Origin of the sequence: Trinickia sp. EG282A (assembly GCF_040965455.1) — a bacterium.
Taxonomy (GTDB): domain Bacteria; phylum Pseudomonadota; class Gammaproteobacteria; order Burkholderiales; family Burkholderiaceae; genus Trinickia; species Trinickia symbiotica.
Genome location: NZ_JBFRCC010000005.1, coordinates 374,236 through 393,521, shown reverse-complemented (window position 1 = coordinate 393,521; position 19,286 = coordinate 374,236). Strand labels below are relative to the sequence as shown.

The 19,286-nt window shown below is 63.1% G+C and carries 17 protein-coding genes and 1 pseudogene; 9 read left to right on the top strand and 9 right to left on the bottom strand.

What is annotated here, in order from left to right:
* Nucleotides 1–146 precede the first annotated feature (146 nt).
* Complete coding sequence (locus AB4Y31_RS24710) at nucleotides 147–1,139, top strand: LysR family transcriptional regulator (RefSeq protein WP_368676281.1); 993 nt, start codon at nucleotides 147–149, stop codon at nucleotides 1,137–1,139.
* Here AB4Y31_RS24710 and AB4Y31_RS24705 read toward each other — a convergent pair.
* The 4 genes from AB4Y31_RS24705 to AB4Y31_RS24690 all read right to left on the bottom strand — a co-directional run bounded on the left by AB4Y31_RS24705 (nucleotide 1,133) and on the right by AB4Y31_RS24690 (nucleotide 5,428).
* Nucleotides 1,133–1,915, bottom strand: a complete 783-nt coding sequence (locus AB4Y31_RS24705) for an SDR family NAD(P)-dependent oxidoreductase (protein WP_018439239.1) — start codon at nucleotides 1,913–1,915, stop codon at nucleotides 1,133–1,135. The genes AB4Y31_RS24710 and AB4Y31_RS24705 overlap by 7 nt on opposite strands.
* A gap of 37 nt (nucleotides 1,916–1,952) precedes the next feature.
* Complete coding sequence (gene rhmD, locus AB4Y31_RS24700; RefSeq protein WP_368676280.1) at nucleotides 1,953–3,131, bottom strand: L-rhamnonate dehydratase; 1,179 nt, start codon at nucleotides 3,129–3,131, stop codon at nucleotides 1,953–1,955.
* Between the two features lie 36 nt (nucleotides 3,132–3,167).
* Nucleotides 3,168–4,493, bottom strand: a complete 1,326-nt coding sequence (locus tag AB4Y31_RS24695; RefSeq protein ID WP_368676279.1) for an MFS transporter — start codon at nucleotides 4,491–4,493, stop codon at nucleotides 3,168–3,170.
* A gap of 182 nt (nucleotides 4,494–4,675) precedes the next feature.
* A complete protein-coding gene (locus tag AB4Y31_RS24690; protein ID WP_368676278.1) occupies nucleotides 4,676–5,428 on the bottom strand; it encodes an SDR family NAD(P)-dependent oxidoreductase in 753 nt (250 codons plus the stop codon).
* A 274-nt stretch (nucleotides 5,429–5,702) separates the two neighbouring features.
* Between AB4Y31_RS24690 and AB4Y31_RS24685 the strand changes: the two genes are divergently transcribed.
* The gene (locus tag AB4Y31_RS24685) at nucleotides 5,703–5,984 is read left to right on the top strand and encodes a hypothetical protein (protein WP_368676277.1); all 282 of its coding nucleotides are present in this window, start codon (nucleotides 5,703–5,705) and stop codon (nucleotides 5,982–5,984) included.
* Between the two features lie 252 nt (nucleotides 5,985–6,236).
* Nucleotides 6,237–7,337 (top strand): DnaJ C-terminal domain-containing protein, encoded by a 1,101-nt coding sequence (locus tag AB4Y31_RS24680; protein WP_368676276.1) that lies wholly within the window; start codon nucleotides 6,237–6,239, stop codon nucleotides 7,335–7,337.
* A 13-nt stretch (nucleotides 7,338–7,350) separates the two neighbouring features.
* Here the strand turns inward: AB4Y31_RS24680 and AB4Y31_RS24675 are convergent, their stop codons facing one another.
* Together AB4Y31_RS24675 and AB4Y31_RS24670 are read right to left on the bottom strand one after the other, a co-directional pair.
* Nucleotides 7,351–8,523, bottom strand: coding sequence for an NAD(P)/FAD-dependent oxidoreductase (locus tag AB4Y31_RS24675; RefSeq protein WP_368676275.1), 1,173 nt, complete (start codon nucleotides 8,521–8,523; stop codon nucleotides 7,351–7,353).
* A gap of 117 nt (nucleotides 8,524–8,640) precedes the next feature.
* A complete protein-coding gene (locus tag AB4Y31_RS24670) occupies nucleotides 8,641–10,140 on the bottom strand; it encodes an aldehyde dehydrogenase family protein (protein WP_368676274.1) in 1,500 nt (499 codons plus the stop codon).
* Between the two features lie 394 nt (nucleotides 10,141–10,534).
* Between AB4Y31_RS24670 and AB4Y31_RS24665 the strand changes: the two genes are divergently transcribed.
* The 3 genes and pseudogenes from AB4Y31_RS24665 to AB4Y31_RS24655 all read left to right on the top strand — a co-directional run.
* The gene (locus tag AB4Y31_RS24665; RefSeq protein ID WP_018439231.1) at nucleotides 10,535–11,182 is read left to right on the top strand and encodes a helix-turn-helix domain-containing protein; all 648 of its coding nucleotides are present in this window, start codon (nucleotides 10,535–10,537) and stop codon (nucleotides 11,180–11,182) included.
* Between the two features lie 31 nt (nucleotides 11,183–11,213).
* The gene (gene lhpI, locus AB4Y31_RS24660) at nucleotides 11,214–12,143 is read left to right on the top strand and encodes a bifunctional Delta(1)-pyrroline-2-carboxylate/Delta(1)-piperideine-2-carboxylate reductase (RefSeq protein ID WP_368676273.1); all 930 of its coding nucleotides are present in this window, start codon (nucleotides 11,214–11,216) and stop codon (nucleotides 12,141–12,143) included.
* A gap of 160 nt (nucleotides 12,144–12,303) precedes the next feature.
* A pseudogene (locus tag AB4Y31_RS24655) lies at nucleotides 12,304–13,257 on the top strand (bile acid:sodium symporter family protein); the annotation flags it as partial.
* 127 nt (nucleotides 13,258–13,384) lie between these two features.
* On the opposite strand, the gene AB4Y31_RS24650 reads toward AB4Y31_RS24655, so the two are convergent.
* Entirely contained in the window at nucleotides 13,385–13,807 is a 423-nt protein-coding gene (locus tag AB4Y31_RS24650; protein WP_368676272.1) for a hypothetical protein, read from the bottom strand.
* 194 nt (nucleotides 13,808–14,001) lie between these two features.
* Between AB4Y31_RS24650 and AB4Y31_RS24645 the strand changes: the two genes are divergently transcribed.
* Nucleotides 14,002–14,277: a hypothetical protein gene (locus AB4Y31_RS24645; RefSeq protein ID WP_368676271.1), complete on the top strand. Its 276-nt coding sequence runs from the start codon at nucleotides 14,002–14,004 to the stop codon at nucleotides 14,275–14,277.
* Nucleotides 14,278–14,438: 161 nt separating this feature from the next.
* Here AB4Y31_RS24645 and AB4Y31_RS24640 read toward each other — a convergent pair whose 3' ends face one another.
* Nucleotides 14,439–14,963 (bottom strand): N-acetyltransferase family protein, encoded by a 525-nt coding sequence (locus AB4Y31_RS24640; protein ID WP_368676270.1) that lies wholly within the window; start codon nucleotides 14,961–14,963, stop codon nucleotides 14,439–14,441.
* A 157-nt stretch (nucleotides 14,964–15,120) separates the two neighbouring features.
* On the opposite strand from AB4Y31_RS24640, the gene AB4Y31_RS24635 reads away from it, so the two are divergent.
* A complete protein-coding gene (locus AB4Y31_RS24635) occupies nucleotides 15,121–15,396 on the top strand; it encodes a hypothetical protein (protein ID WP_368676269.1) in 276 nt (91 codons plus the stop codon).
* Nucleotides 15,397–15,742: 346 nt separating this feature from the next.
* Nucleotides 15,743–16,054 (top strand): hypothetical protein, encoded by a 312-nt coding sequence (locus AB4Y31_RS24630; RefSeq protein ID WP_368676268.1) that lies wholly within the window; start codon nucleotides 15,743–15,745, stop codon nucleotides 16,052–16,054.
* Between the two features lie 119 nt (nucleotides 16,055–16,173).
* Here the strand turns inward: AB4Y31_RS24630 and AB4Y31_RS24625 are convergent, their stop codons facing one another.
* Complete coding sequence (locus tag AB4Y31_RS24625) at nucleotides 16,174–19,266, bottom strand: FAD-linked oxidase C-terminal domain-containing protein (RefSeq protein ID WP_368676267.1); 3,093 nt, start codon at nucleotides 19,264–19,266, stop codon at nucleotides 16,174–16,176.
* Between the last annotated feature and the right edge of the window lie 20 nt (nucleotides 19,267–19,286).

The following is a 19,286-nucleotide window of genomic DNA, read 5'->3' as shown; positions in this document are numbered from 1 at the left end:
ACGCGTTACTCCTATGTCTCCATCGTTATCGTTTTCCCGCTGCTTGGCGGGACTTTGCTGCGACTATAATCCGTGCATCGATAGCAAACCAATCCGTAGTTGGGATCGGGCGATCGACAAACCGAATCGCAGGAGCCCACGAGACCATGAACCGTCAGGCCGCCACTGTTGCACTCGTCAACCGGCTCAAGTTCAAACATCTAGCACTCCTCGTCGCGCTCGACGACGCACGCAACGTTCATCAAGCCGCCGAAACGATCAACGTCGCGCAGCCGAGCGCGAGCCGCATGCTCAGCGATATCGAAGAAGCCTTCGGATTCCGTCTTTTCGAGCGCAACGCGCGCGGCATGCAGCCGACGGCGCTCGGCGTCGTCACGTTGGCCTACGCGCGCCGCGCGCTTGCCGAACTCACGCGCTTCGCGGAAGACCTCGACGTGAAGCGCAAGGGCGGGCACGGTCAGCTCACCGTCGGCGCCATCATGGGTGCCGCCCCCGACCTGCTCGCCACGGCCGTCGCGACGCTGAAGACCGAGCGCCCGCTGCTCAACGTCCGCGTGCTCGGCGAAACGAGCGATCAGGTCGTGCAGCTGCTGCATCGCCGCGAAGTCGACCTCGCGCTCGGCCGCTTGACCACCCCGCTGCAACACAATGATTTCGACTTCGAGCCGCTCGCGCGCGAAACGCTGATGCTCATCGTGCGGACGCGGCATCCGCTCGCCGGCACCGCGAGCATCACCTTGCGCGAGCTCATGGACTGGCCCTGGGTCGCGCAGCCTGTCACGAGTCCCGCCCGCGTGCTGTTCGAAGAGGAACTTGCGCGCGCGGGGCTTGCGACGCCCGTTAATCTGACCGAGTGCGCGTCGATCTTTGCCACGCTGCAATTGCTCGAGAAATACGACGCTATTGCGATGCTGCCCGAATCCGTCGTGCGCGATCACGTGCGCGGCAAGCTGCTCGTGCCTTTGCCACTGGAAATCGGCAAGAGCTTGCCGGGATTCGGCATTCTCACACGCAAGGAAGAGCCGCTCGCGGAGCCGGCCGAGCATTTTGTGGGGCTGTTGCGCCGCTTCTCGCAACCGCTCGCCACCGATCATGCGACGTCCGGCCGTCATGTCTCGTCCTCGCTGCCAATCTATTGAAGATTGACGAAAAGCCCGCCATCGACGAGCAGCGCGGCACCCGTCACATAGCGGGCACGATCCGACGCCAGAAAGACAACGCACTCGGCTACGTCCTCGGGGGCGCCGAGCCTGCCGAGCGGAATCCGCTTTTCGAAGTAGGCGCGCTTGCTTTCGTCGGCGAGGTCGTCGGCATTGAGATCGGTCGCGATCGTGCCCGGCATGACCGAATTGCAGCGAATGCCGTAGGGTCCCAATGCGATCGCGCACGACTGCATCAGCGAGTGGACGCCGGCTTTCGTCGGCGTGTAGTGCGCCTGCATGCCGCCGCCGACAAGTGCGCTGATCGAGCTCGTCGCCACGATCGCGCCACCCGTTCCCTGCTCTTTCATCTGGCGCGCCGCGGCTTGCGTCACGTAGAACGCGCCGTTCAAATTGACGCCGACCGTGCGCTCGAGCACCGAGGGCGGCATGTCGAGGAAGGCATGAAACGGGCAAATGCCCGCGTTGCTGGCCAGCACGTCGACCTTGCCGAACGCCTCGACTGTCTGCCGCACGAGATCGACGCCCGTTTGCGGCGCCGCGACATTGCCTTCGACAGCGATTGCGCGGCGGCCAAGGTTCTCGATTTCCGCGAGCACTTCCGATATCGCCGAGCGGCGTCCGTACGAGGCGTCGTTATCGCTCCAATAGTTGATCGCGACATCGGCGCCTTCGCGCGCGGATGCGATGGCAATCGCCCGGCCGATGCCGCGCGATCCGCCCGTGACGATCACAACTTTGTCCTTGAGCAGCACGTGTCTCTCCTTTCAGCCATGCTTCGTGATCGACGCGTCAATGCGAGTAAGGCCGCACGAGCGCGCATTCGGGATTGAGCCGCACGCCGAAGCCCGGCGTATCCGGCACCTTCATGCGCCCATTGACGGGAACGGGCTCGTCGAGCAAGAGCGGCGTGAACATCGGCACGACCTGATCGGCTTTCGGCGCCATCATCAGGAACTCCGCGAACGGCGAGTTATGCCGCGTCACGACGAAGTGATAGCTATAGACTGATGAACCGTGCGGCACGACCAGGACATTGTGGGCATCCGCGAGCGCCGAGATCTTGATGAGTTCGGTGATGCCGCCGCACCAGCCGACGTCGGGCTGAATCAAGTCGCAGCAGCCCATTTCGAGCAGCATCCGAAAGCCCCAACGCGTCGCCTCGTGCTCGCCCGTCGAAACCATCATGCCGCGCGGCACGTTGCGGCGCAGTTCCGCGTAGCCCCAATAGTCGTCGGGCGGCAGGCACTCCTCGACCCATTTGAGCCCATACTCGTGCGCCGCCTTGGCGAGCCGCGTCGCGTAGGGCAGATCGAGGCTCATCCAGCAATCGAACATGAGCCAGAAATCGTCACCGACGCGCTGGCGCATCTCGGCAAGCTGCTCGATGTTCTTTCTGAGCCCGTCTTCGCCTTCGGCGGGGCCATGCTGCAGCGGAAGCTTGCCGCCGATGAACCCCATTTGTTTTGCAAGGTCGGGGCGCGCGCCCGTGGCATAGAACGTGAGTTCGTCGCGCACCGGACCGCCGAGCAGTTGATAGACAGGCTCCTGCCGGACCTTTCCGAGCAGATCCCAAAGCGCGAGGTCGACGCCGGAGATCGTATTGAGCACGATGCCCTTGCGACCGTAGTAAAGCGTCGCATAGTACATCTGGTCCCACATCTTCTCGATGTCGGTCACGCGCTGGCCTTCGAGAAAGCGCGCAAGATGTTTTTCGACGATGAATGCACCGATCTCGCCGCCCGTCGTAACGGCGAACCCCACCGTCCCGTCGCTGGCCTCGATTTCGACGACGAGCGTGCCCAGCACGTTGATGCCGAACGACCGGCGGCTTTGCCGATACTCAGGGTAGCGTGCCATCGGCGTCGCGATATGGTCGTCGATCCAATGTCCGTCCGATTGATCGTGATAGTCCGCCCCGCCGCCGCGAACGACGAACGCGCGCACCGCTTTGATGGTTGGCATGGCCATGTAGGTAGCTCCGTTGTTTCGTAGAGTCTCGATCGATTACCGGGCGCGCGGAACCGAGCCGGCCGCAAGCGCATCCCGTGACGACAGGCGGGGAACGACGAGCGCGATCAGCAGCGCGGCGGCGATGCTCGCGGCGCCGAGCGCGATCAGTCCCGCCGCGCTCGATGCAAAAACACGCTCCGCCATGCCGCGCAATGATGGCGCGACGAAACCGCCAAGGCTGCCCAGCGAATTGATCAGCGCGATGCCGCCGGCCGCCGCCGCCCCTGCCAAACGACGCGTGGGGAACGTCCAGAAAAGCGGCTGAGCCGCGATGAAACCGCTCGCCGCGCAGCAAAGCGCGATCAGCGCAATCAGAGGACTATGCGTCAGGCCTGAAGCCGCAATGCCGAACCCGGCCAGCACGAGCAGCCGCATCGCCCAGGCACGGTGGCTATGCGATCGATCGGCGCGCCGCGGCACGATCCACGTCGTGGCGACCGCGCAAATCCAGGGCACCGCGGTGACGAGACCGACTTCGAGGCCGACCTTCTTGCCAAGCAACGAAGCCACCTGCTGAGGAAGAAAGAAGATGACGCCGTAGACGCTGATCTGGATGAGCGCATAAATGAGCGCGTAGGAGAGCACGCGCCGATCCATGAGTGCCGCCATGACATTGTGCGGACCGTCCGCCGCCGCGTCGCGCGCATCGTGCTCGATCGCGCGTGCCAGCGCGCTGCGCTCGTCGGCGCTCAGCCAACGCGCGTGAGCTGGCTTGTCATCGAGAAACCAGAAGGCCCAGACGCCGACGATCGATGCGAGCCCACCCTCGACGACAAAGAGCCAGCGCCAGCCGGCCACACCGAGGAGCCCGTCGAGATCGAGCAAGAGGCCCGACAGCGGACTGCCGAAGATGAATGCGAGCGGCGCACCGAAATAGAACACGCCGACGGCCCGTGCGCGGGCGGACTGCGGAAACCAATGCGTCAGGTAATAGATGACACCGGGAAAGAAGCCCGCCTCGGCCACGCCGAGCGCGAAACGCATCACATAAAACGATGTAGGCGTATTCGCTGCCGCCATCGCGGCGGAAACGAGCCCCCAGGTCACCATGATGCGGCACATCCAGATGCGTGCGCCGACGCGATGCAACAGTAAGTTGCTCGGCACCTCGAACAATGCGTAGCCGACGAAGAAGACGCCGGCGCCGAAAGCGAATGCGACGTTCGAAAGTCCGGTGTCTTGCTGCAGTGCCTTTTGCGCGAAGCCTATGTTCGCCCGATCGAGAAACGCGAGGACGTACATCAGTAAAAGGAACGGCAGCAGGCGGCGCATCGTCTTGTTGACCGCACCGTCGGCGGAAACAGCAAGCGTGTCGGGCATATCGATCGTCTCCTGAAACGGCCGGCTTCGTTCGCCGGCTTCCTATTTCGATGTTTCTTGTTCGTTCGCCGCCGCAAGTCCGGCTTCGATGCCGCTCGCGAAAAGGATCCTCGCTGATCCTTCCGCTGGCAGACATGTACCGATCGGGCCGGCTGGCGGCGGCCCCTCAGGTTCACTCAGGTTCAATATGTGGCGCGGCCGCCTGACAAATCGAATACGGCGCCTGTGCTGAAAGCGCAGTCTTCTGATGACAGCCAGACGATCAGCGATGCCGCCTCCTCGGGCAGGAGGAAGCGATTCATCGGGATCTTGGAGAGCATGTAGTCGATGTGCTGCTGCGACATCGAATCGAAAATCTCGGTTCGAGCCGCGGCGGGCGTCACCGCATTGACGAGAATGTTCTTGGTCGCCAGCTCCTTGCCGAGCGACTTCGTCAACCCGATCAACCCGGCCTTCGACGCGCTGTAGTGCGATGCGTTGGGGTTGCCCTCTTTGGCCGCGACGGAGGCGATATTGACGATCCGTCCGTAGCCTTGCCGAAGCATTTGCGGCACGATGGCCCGGCACGTCAGATACGGCCCGATGAGATTGACGTCGATGACGCGGCGCCAGACCTCGGGAGAGAGCTCCCACGTCGCGCCATTGCCGCCCGTGATGCCGGCGCAGTTGATCAGGATATGGATGGCACCGTGCACATCGATGGTTCGCTGCGTGGCGGCCGAGACAGATTGCTCGTCGGTGAGCTCGACGACATTCGTCGACACGGTGCCCAGCTCCGCGAGCTGCGTCCGGCTTTGCTCGAGCCTTTGCTCATCGATATCCCAAAGAGCGACTGCGGCGCCCGATCGCAACGCGCGCTCGGCAATCGCATAGCCGATCCCGCGCGCCCCTCCCGTGACAACCATCACGCGACCATTCAAGTCGATTTGATTCATGTCTCCTTTGTCTCCGTTTGTCTGCCCATAGCGGGCACTATAGGTCGCTGCGCGATAGCGGGACAATCCGGATGAAGCATGAGCCGATAGCAAAAGTGCATCGAGTCACGTGGCAAAGAGTGAATTGAAAGCTGTTTGTCAGATAACTTTCTGGTGTTACACCCCATTACAAAAGCGACGAGGACGTTTCACCTCGGCCGCCGGGCCGCGGCTAGTATCGGCGCAAGCTCGATGGGCAAAACGAAATCCTAAGAAACTCGCTGTGGGGTGAAACATGAAACGCGCTGTGATCCTGGCTGCCGCCGCGGCAGCCACCGCATTGGCCTCTGTCGGCGCGCAAGCGCATACTGATATCGGCGTCTACCTCGGTGTCCCGGGGCCGGTCGTCGAGGAGCCGCCCCCTGTCGTGTATCAGGCACCGCCCGTCGTCTACGCCCCGGCGCCCGTCTACGGATATCCGTATCAAGGCGGATACTGGGACGACCGCGAATGGCACGACAGAGGCTGGCATCGCGGATGGCATCACCATCATCATCACGATCGCGACGACGATTGATTCGGCCGGTCGCCAGGCTGCGCCTCGATGACTTCGACGGCTGTGGGTGCCGCAACCTCGAAAAAAATTCAAGCTTCGCTGCAAAAACGCCGATAGACGTTTGAGGCGCGGGCTGGCAACGGCGCCGGCCCGCGCCAACGCGGCCGCCGTGTGACACGGGCGTCCCAGAAACTCAGCCCCCCAGGAACAACGCGCTCATATTCTCGCGCCAACGAAGCGCGCGGCTTTTGCAACGAAGATGGGAATCAACGATTGAGCCTTGATGAGTACTACGAACGATTAGGCTTGCCGAGCGCAGCGTCGCCTGCCGAGGTCAAGCGAGCCTACCGCCGTCTCAGGGCGAAGTACCATCCGGACCGCAACAGGGGCGACGAGTCGTCTGTCGAACCGGCTTTCAAGCGTGTCCAGGAGGCGTTCGAGATTCTGACGGGCAAACGCGAGGCACCGCAATGGCCGCAGTCCGCATCGCATGGCGCGGGCAGCCGCGCTGCCGAGACGACACGGCAGAAGGGCCACGCTCGCGAAGACGCCTCGCGGCCAAAAAACCGCGCACACGGAGACGCCGCGCGCACCGATCGCGACCGCCCTGCTTCGGATCCCTGGCGCGGCTTCGCCTCGCCCGGTGGTCCTCTTCCCGTGCGTGGGGCGAATCGCCACACACAGCTCTACGTGCCGCTGGAAGTCGCCATGAACGGCGGCGACGTGCCCGCGAGCTATCAAGTGACGGCGACATGCCGGCAATGCAACGGCGCGAGCGCGCCGCATATGGCGAAACCGTGCCCGACGTGCGACGGGCGAGCCCGGCTGCATGACGGCACGGTGTGCGAGGCATGCTCCGGGCGTGGCCGTATTCGAACGAGCCTATGGTGCGCGGCCTGCCAGAACAAAGGCATCGAGTTGCTGCCGAAATCCGATGCGATCGCGGTGCCCCCCGGCGCATGGGACGGCCAGCGGCTCGTCGTGACCGGCGGCGGCGCCCCCGGCTTGCACGGCGGCCCGCCCGGCGACGCGATTTTCACGATCGCGATTCTCTGCGGCGCCGGCGTTCAGCGCGAGGGCCTCGACCTGACGGTGGACATCGAAATCGACTTCGTCACGGCAACAGTGGGAGGTCCTTTCGACGCCAACGTGCTCGGGCGCGACTTGTCGATCATGGTTGCGCCGAACGCACAGCATGGAAGCGTGATCCGGCTGCCGACTCAGGGGCTTTCGGACAGCAGCGGCAATCGTGGCGAACTGAAGCTGCGCGTCGTCCTCACGATGCCGCGGGCCGCCTCGCAACTGACGGACGAAGAGCGGCGCACGCTGCAGGACATGTTCGCTGATGCTGCGCGCCGCAGCTCGTCGAATTGAGGCGCGTCCAAAACTAGACGACGTTCTTCTCCACGATGGGACGATTTTCCAGAACGCGGTCCCAGCTCAGGGAGGACAGATCGAGCGTCGTGTACTTTCCATCGAGAATCAACTCGCTCACGCCCCGGCCCGTCGCGGGGCCTTGCTGCAAGCCGTGGCCGCTGTATCCGTTCGCAAACACGCAGTTCGCGATGTCGGGGTGGTAACCGATGATGGCGTTATGGTCGAACACGTTGTACTCGTAGTACCCGGACCAGCAGTTCTCGACGCGAAGGGCTTCGAACTCCGGGACGCGATGCGCGAGCGTCGGCCAAATGACCTCGTCGAAGAGATCGTGATCGACTTCGTCCAGCGGCAGATCGTCCGGATCGTTGTCCGCGCTCGGCGACGTACCGGTGATATAAGTCTTGCCTTCAGGACGGAAGTAGACGCCCGTCGGGTCGATCAACAACGGGCTGTTCGTCAGACGCACCGGTGACGAGACATTGAAAATGCTGCGACGTCGCGCATAGACGGGGATATCGATGCCCATCATCGCCGAGATCTTGCGCGCCCATGCGCCCGCCGCATTGACGAGCGTGTCGCATGAGTACCGTTCGCCGTTGCCGGCGGCGACATGGGTGACCTTTCGACCGTCAAGGACCAGACCCGTCACCTCCGCTGTGACATAGCGCGCGCCGAGCGATTGCGCTTTTTTGCGCAGCGCCTGAACCAGGCCATAGCCGTCGAACCAGCCCTCCCCGCTGACGCCGTATGCGCCGGCAGCGAGGTCTTCGACGTTGAGCCAGGGGAACTTTGCCTTTAGCGCGTCTTGCGATAGCAGATCGATATCGGCCCCGAGCCGCCTTTGCAGCGCGTGGTTCTCACGCAGCGTCTTTTCTCCCGTCGGCGTGGCCAGAAACAAGTAGCCGCCTTCGTGCAAGTCGATGGAGGGCTGGCTTCCGTCCACCTCGAGCAATTCGCCGATGTGACGGAGGAAGTCAATGCCAAAGAGCGACATCTGAATCGACAGCGGCGTGGAAAACTGCTGCCGGATCGATGCGGCCGATAGCGCAGACGACGACCTCGCATAGCTCGGATCACGCTCGATGACGGTCACGGACACCGTCGGATCCGACGCACGCAGAAAGTAAGCGATCGAGCTGCCGATTACGCCGCCGCCCACGATAACGACTTGAGAACTCACGAGTTGCTCCTGGTTGCAGAAGTTGCTCGAGCGCTCCATGAGAGCGCTCTCACGAACCGAGGTGCCGATATGCCCCTTCGCAGACGGACACAACGGCAAGTCCGGAAGACCCCGCGCTTATTCGATGTTGAAGTCGATACCTTGCGCCAGCGGCAACGCCGATGAGAAGTTGACCGTGTTCGTGGCGCGGCGCATATAAGCCTTCCAAGCATCCGAGCCCGACTCGCGTCCCCCGCCCGTCTCTTTCTCACCGCCGAACGCGCCGCCGATTTCCGCGCCGCTCGGGCCGATGTTGACGTTCGCGATGCCGCAATCGCTGCCCGAGGCCGACAGGAAGCGCTCGCTCTCGCGCATGTCCGTCGTGAACACGCAGGACGAGAGCCCATGCGCCGCGGCATTGTTCGCTTCGATCGCTTCGTTGAAGTCGCTGTACTTGAGAACGTACAGAATCGGCGCAAAGGTCTCCTTCAGCACGATTTCCGTCTGCGACGGCATTTCGACGATGGCCGGGCGCACGTAGAAGCCGTTTTCGTTGCCGGCAACGACATGCCGCTCACCGCCGAACACCTTGCCGCCTTCGCGCTTTGCCTGCTCCAAAGCCGCCTGCATGCGGTTGAACGCGGATTCGTCGATGAGCGGGCCCATCAGCGTGCCCTGCTCGAGCGGATTGCCGATCGCGACCTTGCCGTACAAGGTCTTCAGACGCTCGACCGCTTTGTCGTAGACGCTTTCATGAACGAACAGGCGCCGCAGGCTCGTACAGCGTTGACCGGCCGTGCCGACCGCCGAGAACAGGATGCCGCGCAGCGCCAGTTCCATGTCTGCCGTTTGCGAAACGATGCCGGCGTTGTTGCCGCCGAGCTCGAGAATCGAGCGGCCAAAGCGGCGCGCGACTTCGACACCGACCGCACGCCCCATCTCCGTGCTGCCCGTCGCGCTCACGATGCTCGAACGCCGGTCCGACACCAGCTTGGCGCCGACGTCGCGGCCCCCATTGACGACGCACGTCAGTCCTTCGGGGGCCTCGCCGAACTCCTTCAGCGCATCCTGCAGAATCCTGTCGACGGCCAGTGCCGTCAGCGGAGCCTTCTCCGACGGCTTCCAGATGACCGCATTGCCGCACACCAAAGCCAGCGCGGCGTTCCATGACCATACGGCCGCCGGGAAATTGAACGCCGAGATCACCGTGCAGACGCCCAACGGATGCCACGTTTCCGCCATGCGATGGCCCGGGCGCTCTGATGCGATCGTCAGGCCGTAGAGCTGGCGAGAGAGGCCGACCGCGAAGTCGCAGATGTCGATCATTTCCTGCACTTCGCCGAGGCCTTCCTGCAGAATCTTGCCCGTCTCGAGGGTGATGATGCTGCCGAGCGCACGCTTGCGCTCACGCAGCTTGTTGCCGAGGAGGCGCACCAGCTCTCCACGACGCGGCGCCGGAACGTTGCGCCAGACCTTGAAGGCATCCTGCGCTTTTGCGAGCGCTGCATCGACTTCAGCGACGGTCTTGCTTGCGACCCGGCCGATGAGCTCGCCGTTGATGGGCGAATGCACGGCGATGTCGCCAGCTTCCGCGAGATGGGAGATGCCGAGTTCGGAGAGGATGGTCGATGCTTTCATTTGATCCCTCTTAAAGTTTCCGATACGAAATTCAAGTACATCGGGGAACTATACACTCGTGCCGTCACCGCTACAACGTCTGCCTACGACGTTCCGCATGTGCGCCGACGCGGGCAAGCCGACGCTCTGCGTGGCCACTCAGTAACCAAGATCCGCCTCGATTAAACGGGTTTCACATCGGAAACGATACGTCTGCGGGCCCGTCCCGATCGCTAGCCGGCCCTACCCATTAGCAACTATGGCTTCTCCGCGGTCGCCATACGTTTCACAAAAGAAACTTTCGAAGCGAGGAGCTGCGCTCCGCCCCGACGGATCATTGGTTTCCCGGCGCCCGTCTTTGTTATGATAGGAAACTTGACATGCCGATCGTTAGGACTGCGATCCATCCCCGCATATGGAAAAAACTCTCCTGAAGCCAGCTGAGCAGGGCTCCTCCGAGCTTGGCAAGCGAGTGAAGGCCGCCCGGTTGCGGCACGACTACACACTCGAGGTCGCGAGCCGTGTATGCGGCGTATCGCGCTCGACCCTCTCGAAGATCGAAAACGGCATCATGTCGCCGACTTTCGACGTGCTTCAGAAGATCGTCCATGGCCTGAACATCGACCTCGGCGAACTGTTCGGCTCGAGTCCGAAACCCGCCGCGAGCGGGCGGCGTGCGTTGACGCGCAAGGGCGGCGGGCAAATGCACGCCGCGGGCTGTTATCTCATGGAGCTGCTCGCCACCGATCTCTCGCAAAAGGCAATGCATCCGTTCCGGATACGGATCACCGCGCATTCTCTCGACGACTTCACCGAATGGGGGCGTCATGAAGGCGAGGAGTTTCTCTATGTGCTGAGCGGCAGCGTTTGTCTGTACTCCGAACTGTATGCGCCGACGCATCTGGAAGCGGGCGACAGCATTTATTTCGACAGCCGCACCGGGCACGCGGCGGTTTCGACGAGCAAGGACGACGCCGAAGTGTTATGGATCATCGACGAAGGCCATATCGCGGCCTTCGATGCCGGCGCTCCGCCCCCTTCGCTGATCAAGCGCCCTGCCTGATTCCATCCCCATACGCCGCGCGACCTGAAACATGCCGACACTTCTCACGTTCGATGCCACCGCAACGGCGGCCCTTCTCGACTTCGAAGCACTTGTCGATTCGCTCTCCGTCGCCGCTCAGGAGCATGACGCCGGGCAGATCCGCTCGCCCGTGCGCACCGCATTGCCGCTCAACGAAGGCGGCGTGCTTCTCTCGATGCCGGCAAGCGCGCACGATATCGCCATTCACAAACTCGTCAGTGTCTGCCCGCGCAACGCGGCGCGCGACATGCCGACGATCTTCGGGGCGGTAACCGTCTGCGACGCCACGACGGGCCAGCCAGAGTTCATTCTCGACGGTCCGACGGTCACGGGACGCCGGACGGCGGCGCTCTCGATGCTCGGCGTCAAGCTGCTGCATCCTTCGGCTCCGCGCACCTTCCTTCTCATTGGCACGGGACAACAAGCGCGCTTCCATGCGGCCGCGATCGGCGCGCTGCATCAGGGCGCGAAGATCTTCGTCAAGGGCCGCACGCCCTCGTCCGAGCAAGCGTTCTGCGAGCAGATGGCGCGCGAAGGCGTCGCCGTTGCCGCTCTTGCGCAGGTGTCCGCGGACGGACCGATTCCTGACGACATCGATACGGTCATTGCGGCTACGACGAGCAAGATTCCCGTCTACACCGATGGCGCGAAAGCGAGCCGCCTCGTGATCGGTGTCGGCGCGTTCACGCCCGACGCGGCCGAGATCGCCGCCGAAACGGTCCGGGCGAGCCGCGTCTTCGTCGATGATTTCGCCGCGGCAAAAGAGGAAGCGGGCGATCTGCTGCAAGCGGGAGTCGACTGGAGTGCTGTCCGTTCGCTTGGTTCGATCGTCGGCGGCGAAGTTCGGAAAGATCAGCCGATTGTCTTCAAGACCGTCGGCAGCGGCGCCTGGGATCTCGCCGCGTGCCGGGTAGCACGCGCGGCCGCCGCCCGGACCTAAGGCTGATTGAGCCCCATTGGGGGGCGTGCATTGGCCGACGACCGAACGTCGGGCTGCCCAACGACGAAGCGCCCTTCTGCAGCGATACCCTTTTTGTAGTATTCTCTTACTTAGTGTGCTGCAATGCAGCACGGAAGTAATGGTTACGGAATCCTGCATCGTGTCCCGCCCCAAGTACCTTCCCGACAATTTCACGTTGGCCCTTGTCGGAACCGTCGTTTTCGCGAGCCTGCTGCCGTGCCGCGGTGAAACGGCGGTGGCAGTCGATTGGTCGACCGACTTCGCCATCGCCCTGCTCTTCTTTTTGCACGGCGCAAAGCTGCCGCGGGAAGCGATCGTGTCCGGCGCCACGAATTGGCGCCTGCACGGTCTCGTGCTGCTGAGCACCTTCGCGCTGTTTCCGCTGCTCGGCCTTGCGTTCAAGCCGGTCCTCTCACCGCTCGTCACACCGGCGATGTATGGCGGCATCCTGTTCCTCTGCACGCTGCCGTCGACCGTGCAATCGTCGATCGCGTTCACGTCGATGGCGAAAGGAAATGTGTCCGCAGCGGTTTGCAGTGCGTCGGCCTCGAGCCTGCTCGGCATCTTCATCACCCCCGCGCTGGCGGGCGTACTGATCTCGAGTCACGCGACGTCGGGCTCCGGGTGGCACACGGTCGGCAACATCGTGCTGCAGTTGCTCGTGCCGTTCGTATGCGGACAATTACTGCGGCCGGTGCTCGGAGGATGGATCGACCGCAATCGCGGCGTCGTCCGCTTCGTCGATCAAGGCTCGATTCTGCTCGTCGTCTACTCGGCGTTCAGCGAGGCCATCAACGAGGGGCTTTGGCATCGCGTGCCGGTCTCGGCGCTGGTCGGATTGCTCGTCGTGAGCGCCGTCTTACTGGCCGCCGCGCTGATCGTTACGGCGACGGCGAGCAAGTGGCTCGGCTTCGAGCGCGAGGACCGCGTCACGATCATTTTCTGCGGCTCCAAAAAGAGCCTCGCGTCGGGCATCCCAATGGCGAAGGTCATCTTCGCCTCCCATGCTGTCGGCGCGGCAGTGCTGCCGCTCATGCTGTTCCATCAAATACAGCTGATGGTCTGCGCCGCGCTCGCGCAACGATGGGGTGCCGCCGCCGCTCGTGCTGACGCGCGCCAAGCGAAAAGCGGAAACCAGCGGGCCTTCAACGAAATGGTTTGACCGCGCCCGCTCCGCGGAAAACTGAGAACAGGTGATGGCCTGCTCGTCGATCCGCCGCTCACTGCTGCGCGGGCGGTTGCGGATTATTCGCCGGGTTCGTATCGAATTTCAGCACGCGTTGGATGCCGTCATTAGCGACAAGAGCCGACAACCGCGCATGAAGCTGGTCCGCAATATCCCTCTCATAGACCGGCTCGCCGCCTACATAGACGGTGAATGACTTCAAATATTTCGCCTTCTTTTCGGGATTCCCGATCGTCTCCTTCGTCCATCGATAGAGCGGATAGCGCTCGGGGCCCGCGCGTTCGGCCTCCGCAACGTAATCCGTGAATGCGTCGAATTGGCACACGAGCGTTGCGTTGCACCGACGCAGGATCAATTCGATCGCATCACGGCACGGATGCAGCGCCCCGGCCCGCAAGGCCTCGGCAAGCTCCGGCGTAACGTCGATTCGCACTTGGTATTGCCATCGTTCTTCCATCGGATGCCTCGCGAAGTGAAATCCGTACTGCTTTCATGGAATCTCAATTGTTCGAGTTTCAGGAAATGTGATGTTGGACAAGGCCTCTTTGTCTGAGTGCTCGACATCCCTACACTGCAAGACATCAACACAGCTCACCGCAAAGGACTCGGTCCACGCGGTTCCCAGTCAGTTAAAACGTACCGGAGGTCATCATGAAGACGAAGTTTATCGCTGCTCTTGTTCTCGCTGCATCCGCGTCGATCGCCGCACCCGCTTTCGCGAGCGGTTATGGTCCCGCGCCGTTCTATCGTCCTGACGTCGGTGCCCCGTCGTCGCAACGTGGCATCAGCGCGCAAACGCTCGCGGCAGAGCAAGGCAATACCGCCGCTGCGCAAAGCGACGTTGGCGGCTCGGTCTCGGTAGCGCAGTCGGGCGGCGCCCGCGTTCAGGCAGGTGGTCATATCAACGACACGTTCTTCGGTCGTTGATTGCATCGCAATTGAGGGGCACCTCATCAAAGGTGTCTCTAAGCGACAACATCAGCCTTTCGCACTGCTCGAGCGCCATCGCGTGATGAACACGATGGCGCTTATCTATTGGTTGCCGCAGATGGAGCAAGAAGAAACGCTATCGCCCGCCCAACGCTTTTTTATGCCGCGGCAATCGACCGCACGTATCGCCGGGCGGTAACGGGTATGCCGGCCATCTCGTCCGATTCGGATCCCGCGAATTGCCAGCCTTGCTGCTCGTAGAACGTCATCGCACGATTGTTCCCTTCGAGCACGAAGAGATAGAGCCGACTCTCCCCGAGGTTGCGAGCCCATTCCTCGACTGCATTCATCAACAGCTTTCCAACGCCGCGCCCCTGGTAGTGCTTCGACACATGCAGATTGTCGAGCAGCACACCGTCGCGCGATCCGGGCTTGCGTTCGGCAAAGACGAAGCCGGCGGCGTCGCCATTGCATTCAGCGATGAGCGCGAGGCGATCGGCATCTGTCGGCGTGCTCATGCGAGCCGACCAATAGGCGATGCGTTCGCGCTCGACTTCCTCATCGAGGTAGGCATCGGGCAAAAGCCCTCGATACGTGGTCTGCCAACTCATCGCATGCAGCTTTGCGATCGCCAGTGAGTCCTCCGCATCGGCTTCGCGGAGTGAAATCCGTCCTGCTTCCATGGAATTCCAATTGTTCGAGTTTCAGGAAATGTGATGTTCGGCAAGCCCTCTTTGTCTGAGTGCTCGACATCTCTACACTGCAAGACATCAACACAGCGCACCGCAACGGACTCGGTCCAGGCGGTTCTCAGTCAGTTAAAACGTACCGGAGGTCATCATGAAGACAAAGTTTATCGCTGCTCTTGTTCTCGCTGCATCCGCGTCGATCGCCGCGCCCGCTTTCGCAAGCGGTTACGGTCCCGCGCCGTTCTATCGTCCTGACGTTGGCGCACCGTCGTCGCAACGCGGCATCAGCGCGCAAACGCTCGCGGCAGAGCAAGGCAATACCCCTGCTGCGCAAAGCGACGTTGGCGGCTCGGTCTCGGTAGCGCAGTCGGGCGGCGCCCGCGTTCAGGCGGATAGCCCTGTCAACGACACGTACTTCGGCCGTTGATTGCGAGGCGAAGGGCATGCTGCAGTGATGTGATGCCCCCTGAAGCACAGCACTAGCTTTACGCGCCGCTCGGGCGCCATCGCGTGTCGACGCGATGGCGCCCGATTCGTCTGGGCATCGAATAGCGCCAGCCTATCGCGCTGATTGATTCTGCGCATGACGCGCAAAACACAGACACGGATTGTTCGAATTTCGGGAAATGAGTTGTTCGATCAACCCTCTTTGTCCGATCGCGCCGCAGCCTTAAGCTAGGAACTGTCAACGTTGAATTGAGCGCGCCGCAAGCGAATCGATTCGCTCTTAGGCGCGATCCTGCATACATCGATTGAAATTCCCGGAGGACACCATGAAGACCAAATTCATCGCCGCGTTGTTGCTTGCAACGTCTGCCTCGATCGCTGCTCCCGCTTTTGCCAGCGGCTACGGTCCGGCGCCTTTCTATCGCCCTGACGTCGGTGCGCCGTCGTCGCAACGTGGCATCAGCACGCAAACGCTGGCAGCCGAACAGTACAACGCCACGACCGTTGCTCGTGACGACACGACCAGCGGCGTGGGCGGCACCGTCGAGTCGTCGCAGTCGCAATCGGGCGGTGCGCATTCGCGCTCGGACAGCATGCCAACGCAGTCGGGCACCCAGGGACTGTATTTCGGCCACTGATCGATACTTCGGGGCGTAGTAGTAGAAACGCTTCCGTATCGCCCGGCGTTCGACATCATGCGGGCGCCGTCACGTTGATAAGCGTGACGGCGCCCGATTTCATTGCTGCATTTTCGGCATCAAGAGGGACGGTGCCGGCGCAGCGCAAGGGTGCCGAGCACGCCGACGGCGAGCACCGCGGCGGCGATCGCGGCCTGCTCCGGCTTCACGCGCGCGGCCGGCTCGAGATAGCGCCGCTCGGCGAGTTCGATTGACCGATCGGCCTGCCGCTCGAGCGCAAGCGCGACCGCTTCGGCAGGATGCATCGGCCACCGCCCGGTGCCATCGCGGATCTGCTGCCGGCAACTGAAGCCGTCCGCGATGACGAGCGTATCGGGCGCCGCCGTGCGGACGGCTGGCAGCAACACTTGCTCAGCGATGGTCTGCGAAACGTCGTAATGCTCGCGTTCGTAGCCGAACGATCCGGCATGTCCACAGCAGCCGCTGCGCAGCGGCTGCAGCTCGATGCCCATCGAGACCAGCAGCTGCCGCTGCGCATCCGCGTTCAGCACCGCGCGCTGATGGCAGTGCGACTGCAGTAGCGCACGCGCCTCGAGTCGCGGCGGCGACCAGCCGTCCGTCTGCGCGAGCAACTCCGACAGTGTCTTCGTCTGTCGCGCGAGCCGTTCGGCGTCACGGTCGGTCGCGAGCAGGTTCGGCATTTCGTCGCGGAACACGGACGCGCAGCTGGGCTCGAGCACAACCATCGGAATGCCGGCGCGGATCGCGGGCCGCAGTTCGTCGAGTATCCGACGCAGCCGGCGCTTCGCCAGGTCGAGAAAGCCATAGTCGTAGAGCGGCCGACCGCAGCAAAGCGGCGCGTCCGGCACGGCCACTCGGTAGCCGGCCGCTTCGAGTACACGCACGGCTGCCTTTGCCGTGCCAGGCAAGAAGAAATTGTTGAACGTGTCAGGCCAAAGAATCACTTCGGGCAGCGTCGGATCTCCGCTGCGCACGTGCTCGCGTTCGCGCTCTCGCCACCACTGCTTGAACGTTTCGGCTGCATAGGCGGGCGTCTCGCGTTGACTAGTGAAGCCGGTGGCGGCCTTCAGCAGCGCGCCGATCCCCGGGCTTCGCAACAACGCGTTCACCCAGCCGGGCGCGAGCATCGCGACGCGCGACCAAACGTCGATGAGCCCCATCGAATAGGCAGCGCGTGGGCGCAACCGGCCCGCGTAATGGTGCGAGAGGAACTCCGCCTTGCAAGTCGCCATGTCGACCGAGACCGGGCAGTCATGCTTGCAGCCCTTGCATTGCAGACATAGGTCGAGCGCGTCGCGCACCGCGTCGCTGCGCCATCCGTCCGTGATGGCCTCGCCACGCATCATTTCGAACAGCAGCCGCGCCCTGCCGCGCGTCGAATACCTTTCCTCGCGCGTGGCCTGGAAGCTCGGACACATCATCTCACCGCCGAGCTCACGGCATTTGCCGACGCCGAAGCAGCGCTCGGTTGCGTCGGCGAACGAATGGCGATCTTCGGGAAAGTGGAAGTGCGTGACGACGTCGATCGGCTTGTAGTCGGGGCCGGTGCGCAGGTTCGTATCGAGCGGATATGGATCGATGATTTTGCCGGGATTCATCCGCCAGGTCGGATCCCAAATCGTCTTGAAGTCGCGAAATGCCTGAATCACCTCGGCGCCGAACATCTTCGGCAGGAGTTCGCCGCGCGCCTGACCGTCGCCGTGCTCGCCCGAGAGCGACCCGCCGTAAGAGACGCATAGATCCGCCGCTTCTTCCATGTAGGCGCGAAATTTCCGCACGCCTTCGGTCGTGCGCAGACCGAACGTCATTCGCGTATGAACGCAGCCGTCGCCGAAATGCCCATAGAGCGTATAGCGGTAGTCGTAGCGGCGATTGAGCGCGTCGAAATCGCGCAAATAGTCGCCGAGCCGCTCGGGCGGCACGGCCGCGTCTTCCCAGCTCGGCCACGCCTCTTCGTCTTCGGGCACACGGCTCGCGCCGACTCCCCCTTCACGGAGTGCCCAGATCTCTTCCTGCTCGTGCGGATCCTCGAACAGATGCATGGCCGATGCGCCCGTATTCATGTTGCGCAGCGCGGCGAACGTGTTCTCGACTTTGCCCTTCGCTTCCTCGGCGCTCATGCCGCCGAATTCGACGAGCAGGTAAGCGCCGTCGCTGTCGAGCATGTCCACTCCCGGCAGCCGTTTGCCCTTGCGAAGCATGTTGTCGATCATGTGCTGGTGAAAGCCCTCGATCGCAACCGGGCCGAATTCGCGGATCCTCACCACTTCGTCGGCCGCGGCGGCGGCGTTCGGATAGCTGAGCACCATCAGCGTACGGAACGCAGGGTAATCGATCAGCCGCACCGTTGCGCCGAGCACGAGCGCGCACGTGCTTTCGGAGCCGACCAATGAGCGCGCGACATGGAAGCCCTTCTCGGGCAGCAGGTCGTCCAGGTTGTAGCCCGAGACGCGGCGCGGGATCTGCGGATACGAGCGGCGGACCGCGTCGCCGTAGCGCCCGATCAGCGCCTTGAGATCGCGATAGATCTGCGCGCGTCGCCCGCCCTCGCGCACGATCAGCTCGAACGCATCGTCGGACGTCTCGCCGACGCGCATGCGCAGCCCGTCGTAGGTCAGCACGTCGAGCTCGAGGACGTTGTCGACGGTCTTGCCGCCCATCACCGTGTGTGCGCCGCACGAGTTGTTGCCGATGTTGCCGCCGAGCGTGCAGTAGCGGTGCGTGGCCGGGTCGGGAGCAAACGTCAGCCCGTGACGCTGGGCGGCGTCGCGCAACTGGTCATTGATGAGTCCGGGCTCAACGCGCGCCTGCCGCGATTCCGGGTCCAGCGCGACGAGCCGGTTCATGTACTTCGAAAAGTCGATCACGACGGCGACGTTGCAAGTCTGGCCGGCCAGGCTCGTTCCGCAGCCGCGGCCCAGCACCGGCACGCCGCGCTCGCGACATGCGGCGACGACCGCGATGACGTCGTCGTCAGTGCGTGGAATGACGACGCCGATCGGGACCTGCCGGTAAATCGAATGGTCGGTCGCGTAGAGCGCGCGCGATCCGCCGTCGAAACGGACCTCTCCGGCAATTTTCCCGCGTAGTGCGGCCGCCAGTTCGCGCGCCGCGTCGTTCTGCCTGCGAGCATCGCCGACGTGGCGCTGGCCGCGCGTCCTCGCGTGTGCATGCATATCGATGACGCTCATCGGCTACTCCTTCTTGCGCT

What these genes read in the sequence shown, in the direction of transcription:
- AB4Y31_RS24710 (WP_368676281.1), top strand. Translation starts at nt 147, where the DNA reads ATGAACCGTCAGGCCGCCACTGTTGCACTCGTCAACCGGCTCAAGTTC.
- rhmD (WP_368676280.1), bottom strand. Translation starts at nt 3,131, where the DNA reads ATGGCCATGCCAACCATCAAAGCGGTGCGCGCGTTCGTCGTTCGCGGC.
- AB4Y31_RS24695 (WP_368676279.1), bottom strand. Translation starts at nt 4,493, where the DNA reads ATGCCCGACACGCTTGCTGTTTCCGCCGACGGTGCGGTCAACAAGACG.
- AB4Y31_RS24690 (WP_368676278.1), bottom strand. Translation starts at nt 5,428, where the DNA reads ATGAATCAAATCGACTTGAATGGTCGCGTGATGGTTGTCACGGGAGGG.
- AB4Y31_RS24685 (WP_368676277.1), top strand. Translation starts at nt 5,703, where the DNA reads ATGAAACGCGCTGTGATCCTGGCTGCCGCCGCGGCAGCCACCGCATTG.
- AB4Y31_RS24670 (WP_368676274.1), bottom strand. Translation starts at nt 10,140, where the DNA reads ATGAAAGCATCGACCATCCTCTCCGAACTCGGCATCTCCCATCTCGCG.
- AB4Y31_RS24665 (WP_018439231.1), top strand. Translation starts at nt 10,535, where the DNA reads ATGGAAAAAACTCTCCTGAAGCCAGCTGAGCAGGGCTCCTCCGAGCTT.
- lhpI (WP_368676273.1), top strand. Translation starts at nt 11,214, where the DNA reads ATGCCGACACTTCTCACGTTCGATGCCACCGCAACGGCGGCCCTTCTC.
- AB4Y31_RS24650 (WP_368676272.1), bottom strand. Translation starts at nt 13,807, where the DNA reads ATGGAAGAACGATGGCAATACCAAGTGCGAATCGACGTTACGCCGGAG.
- AB4Y31_RS24645 (WP_368676271.1), top strand. Translation starts at nt 14,002, where the DNA reads ATGAAGACGAAGTTTATCGCTGCTCTTGTTCTCGCTGCATCCGCGTCG.
- AB4Y31_RS24640 (WP_368676270.1), bottom strand. Translation starts at nt 14,963, where the DNA reads ATGGAAGCAGGACGGATTTCACTCCGCGAAGCCGATGCGGAGGACTCA.
- AB4Y31_RS24635 (WP_368676269.1), top strand. Translation starts at nt 15,121, where the DNA reads ATGAAGACAAAGTTTATCGCTGCTCTTGTTCTCGCTGCATCCGCGTCG.
- AB4Y31_RS24630 (WP_368676268.1), top strand. Translation starts at nt 15,743, where the DNA reads ATGAAGACCAAATTCATCGCCGCGTTGTTGCTTGCAACGTCTGCCTCG.
- AB4Y31_RS24625 (WP_368676267.1), bottom strand. Translation starts at nt 19,266, where the DNA reads ATGAGCGTCATCGATATGCATGCACACGCGAGGACGCGCGGCCAGCGC.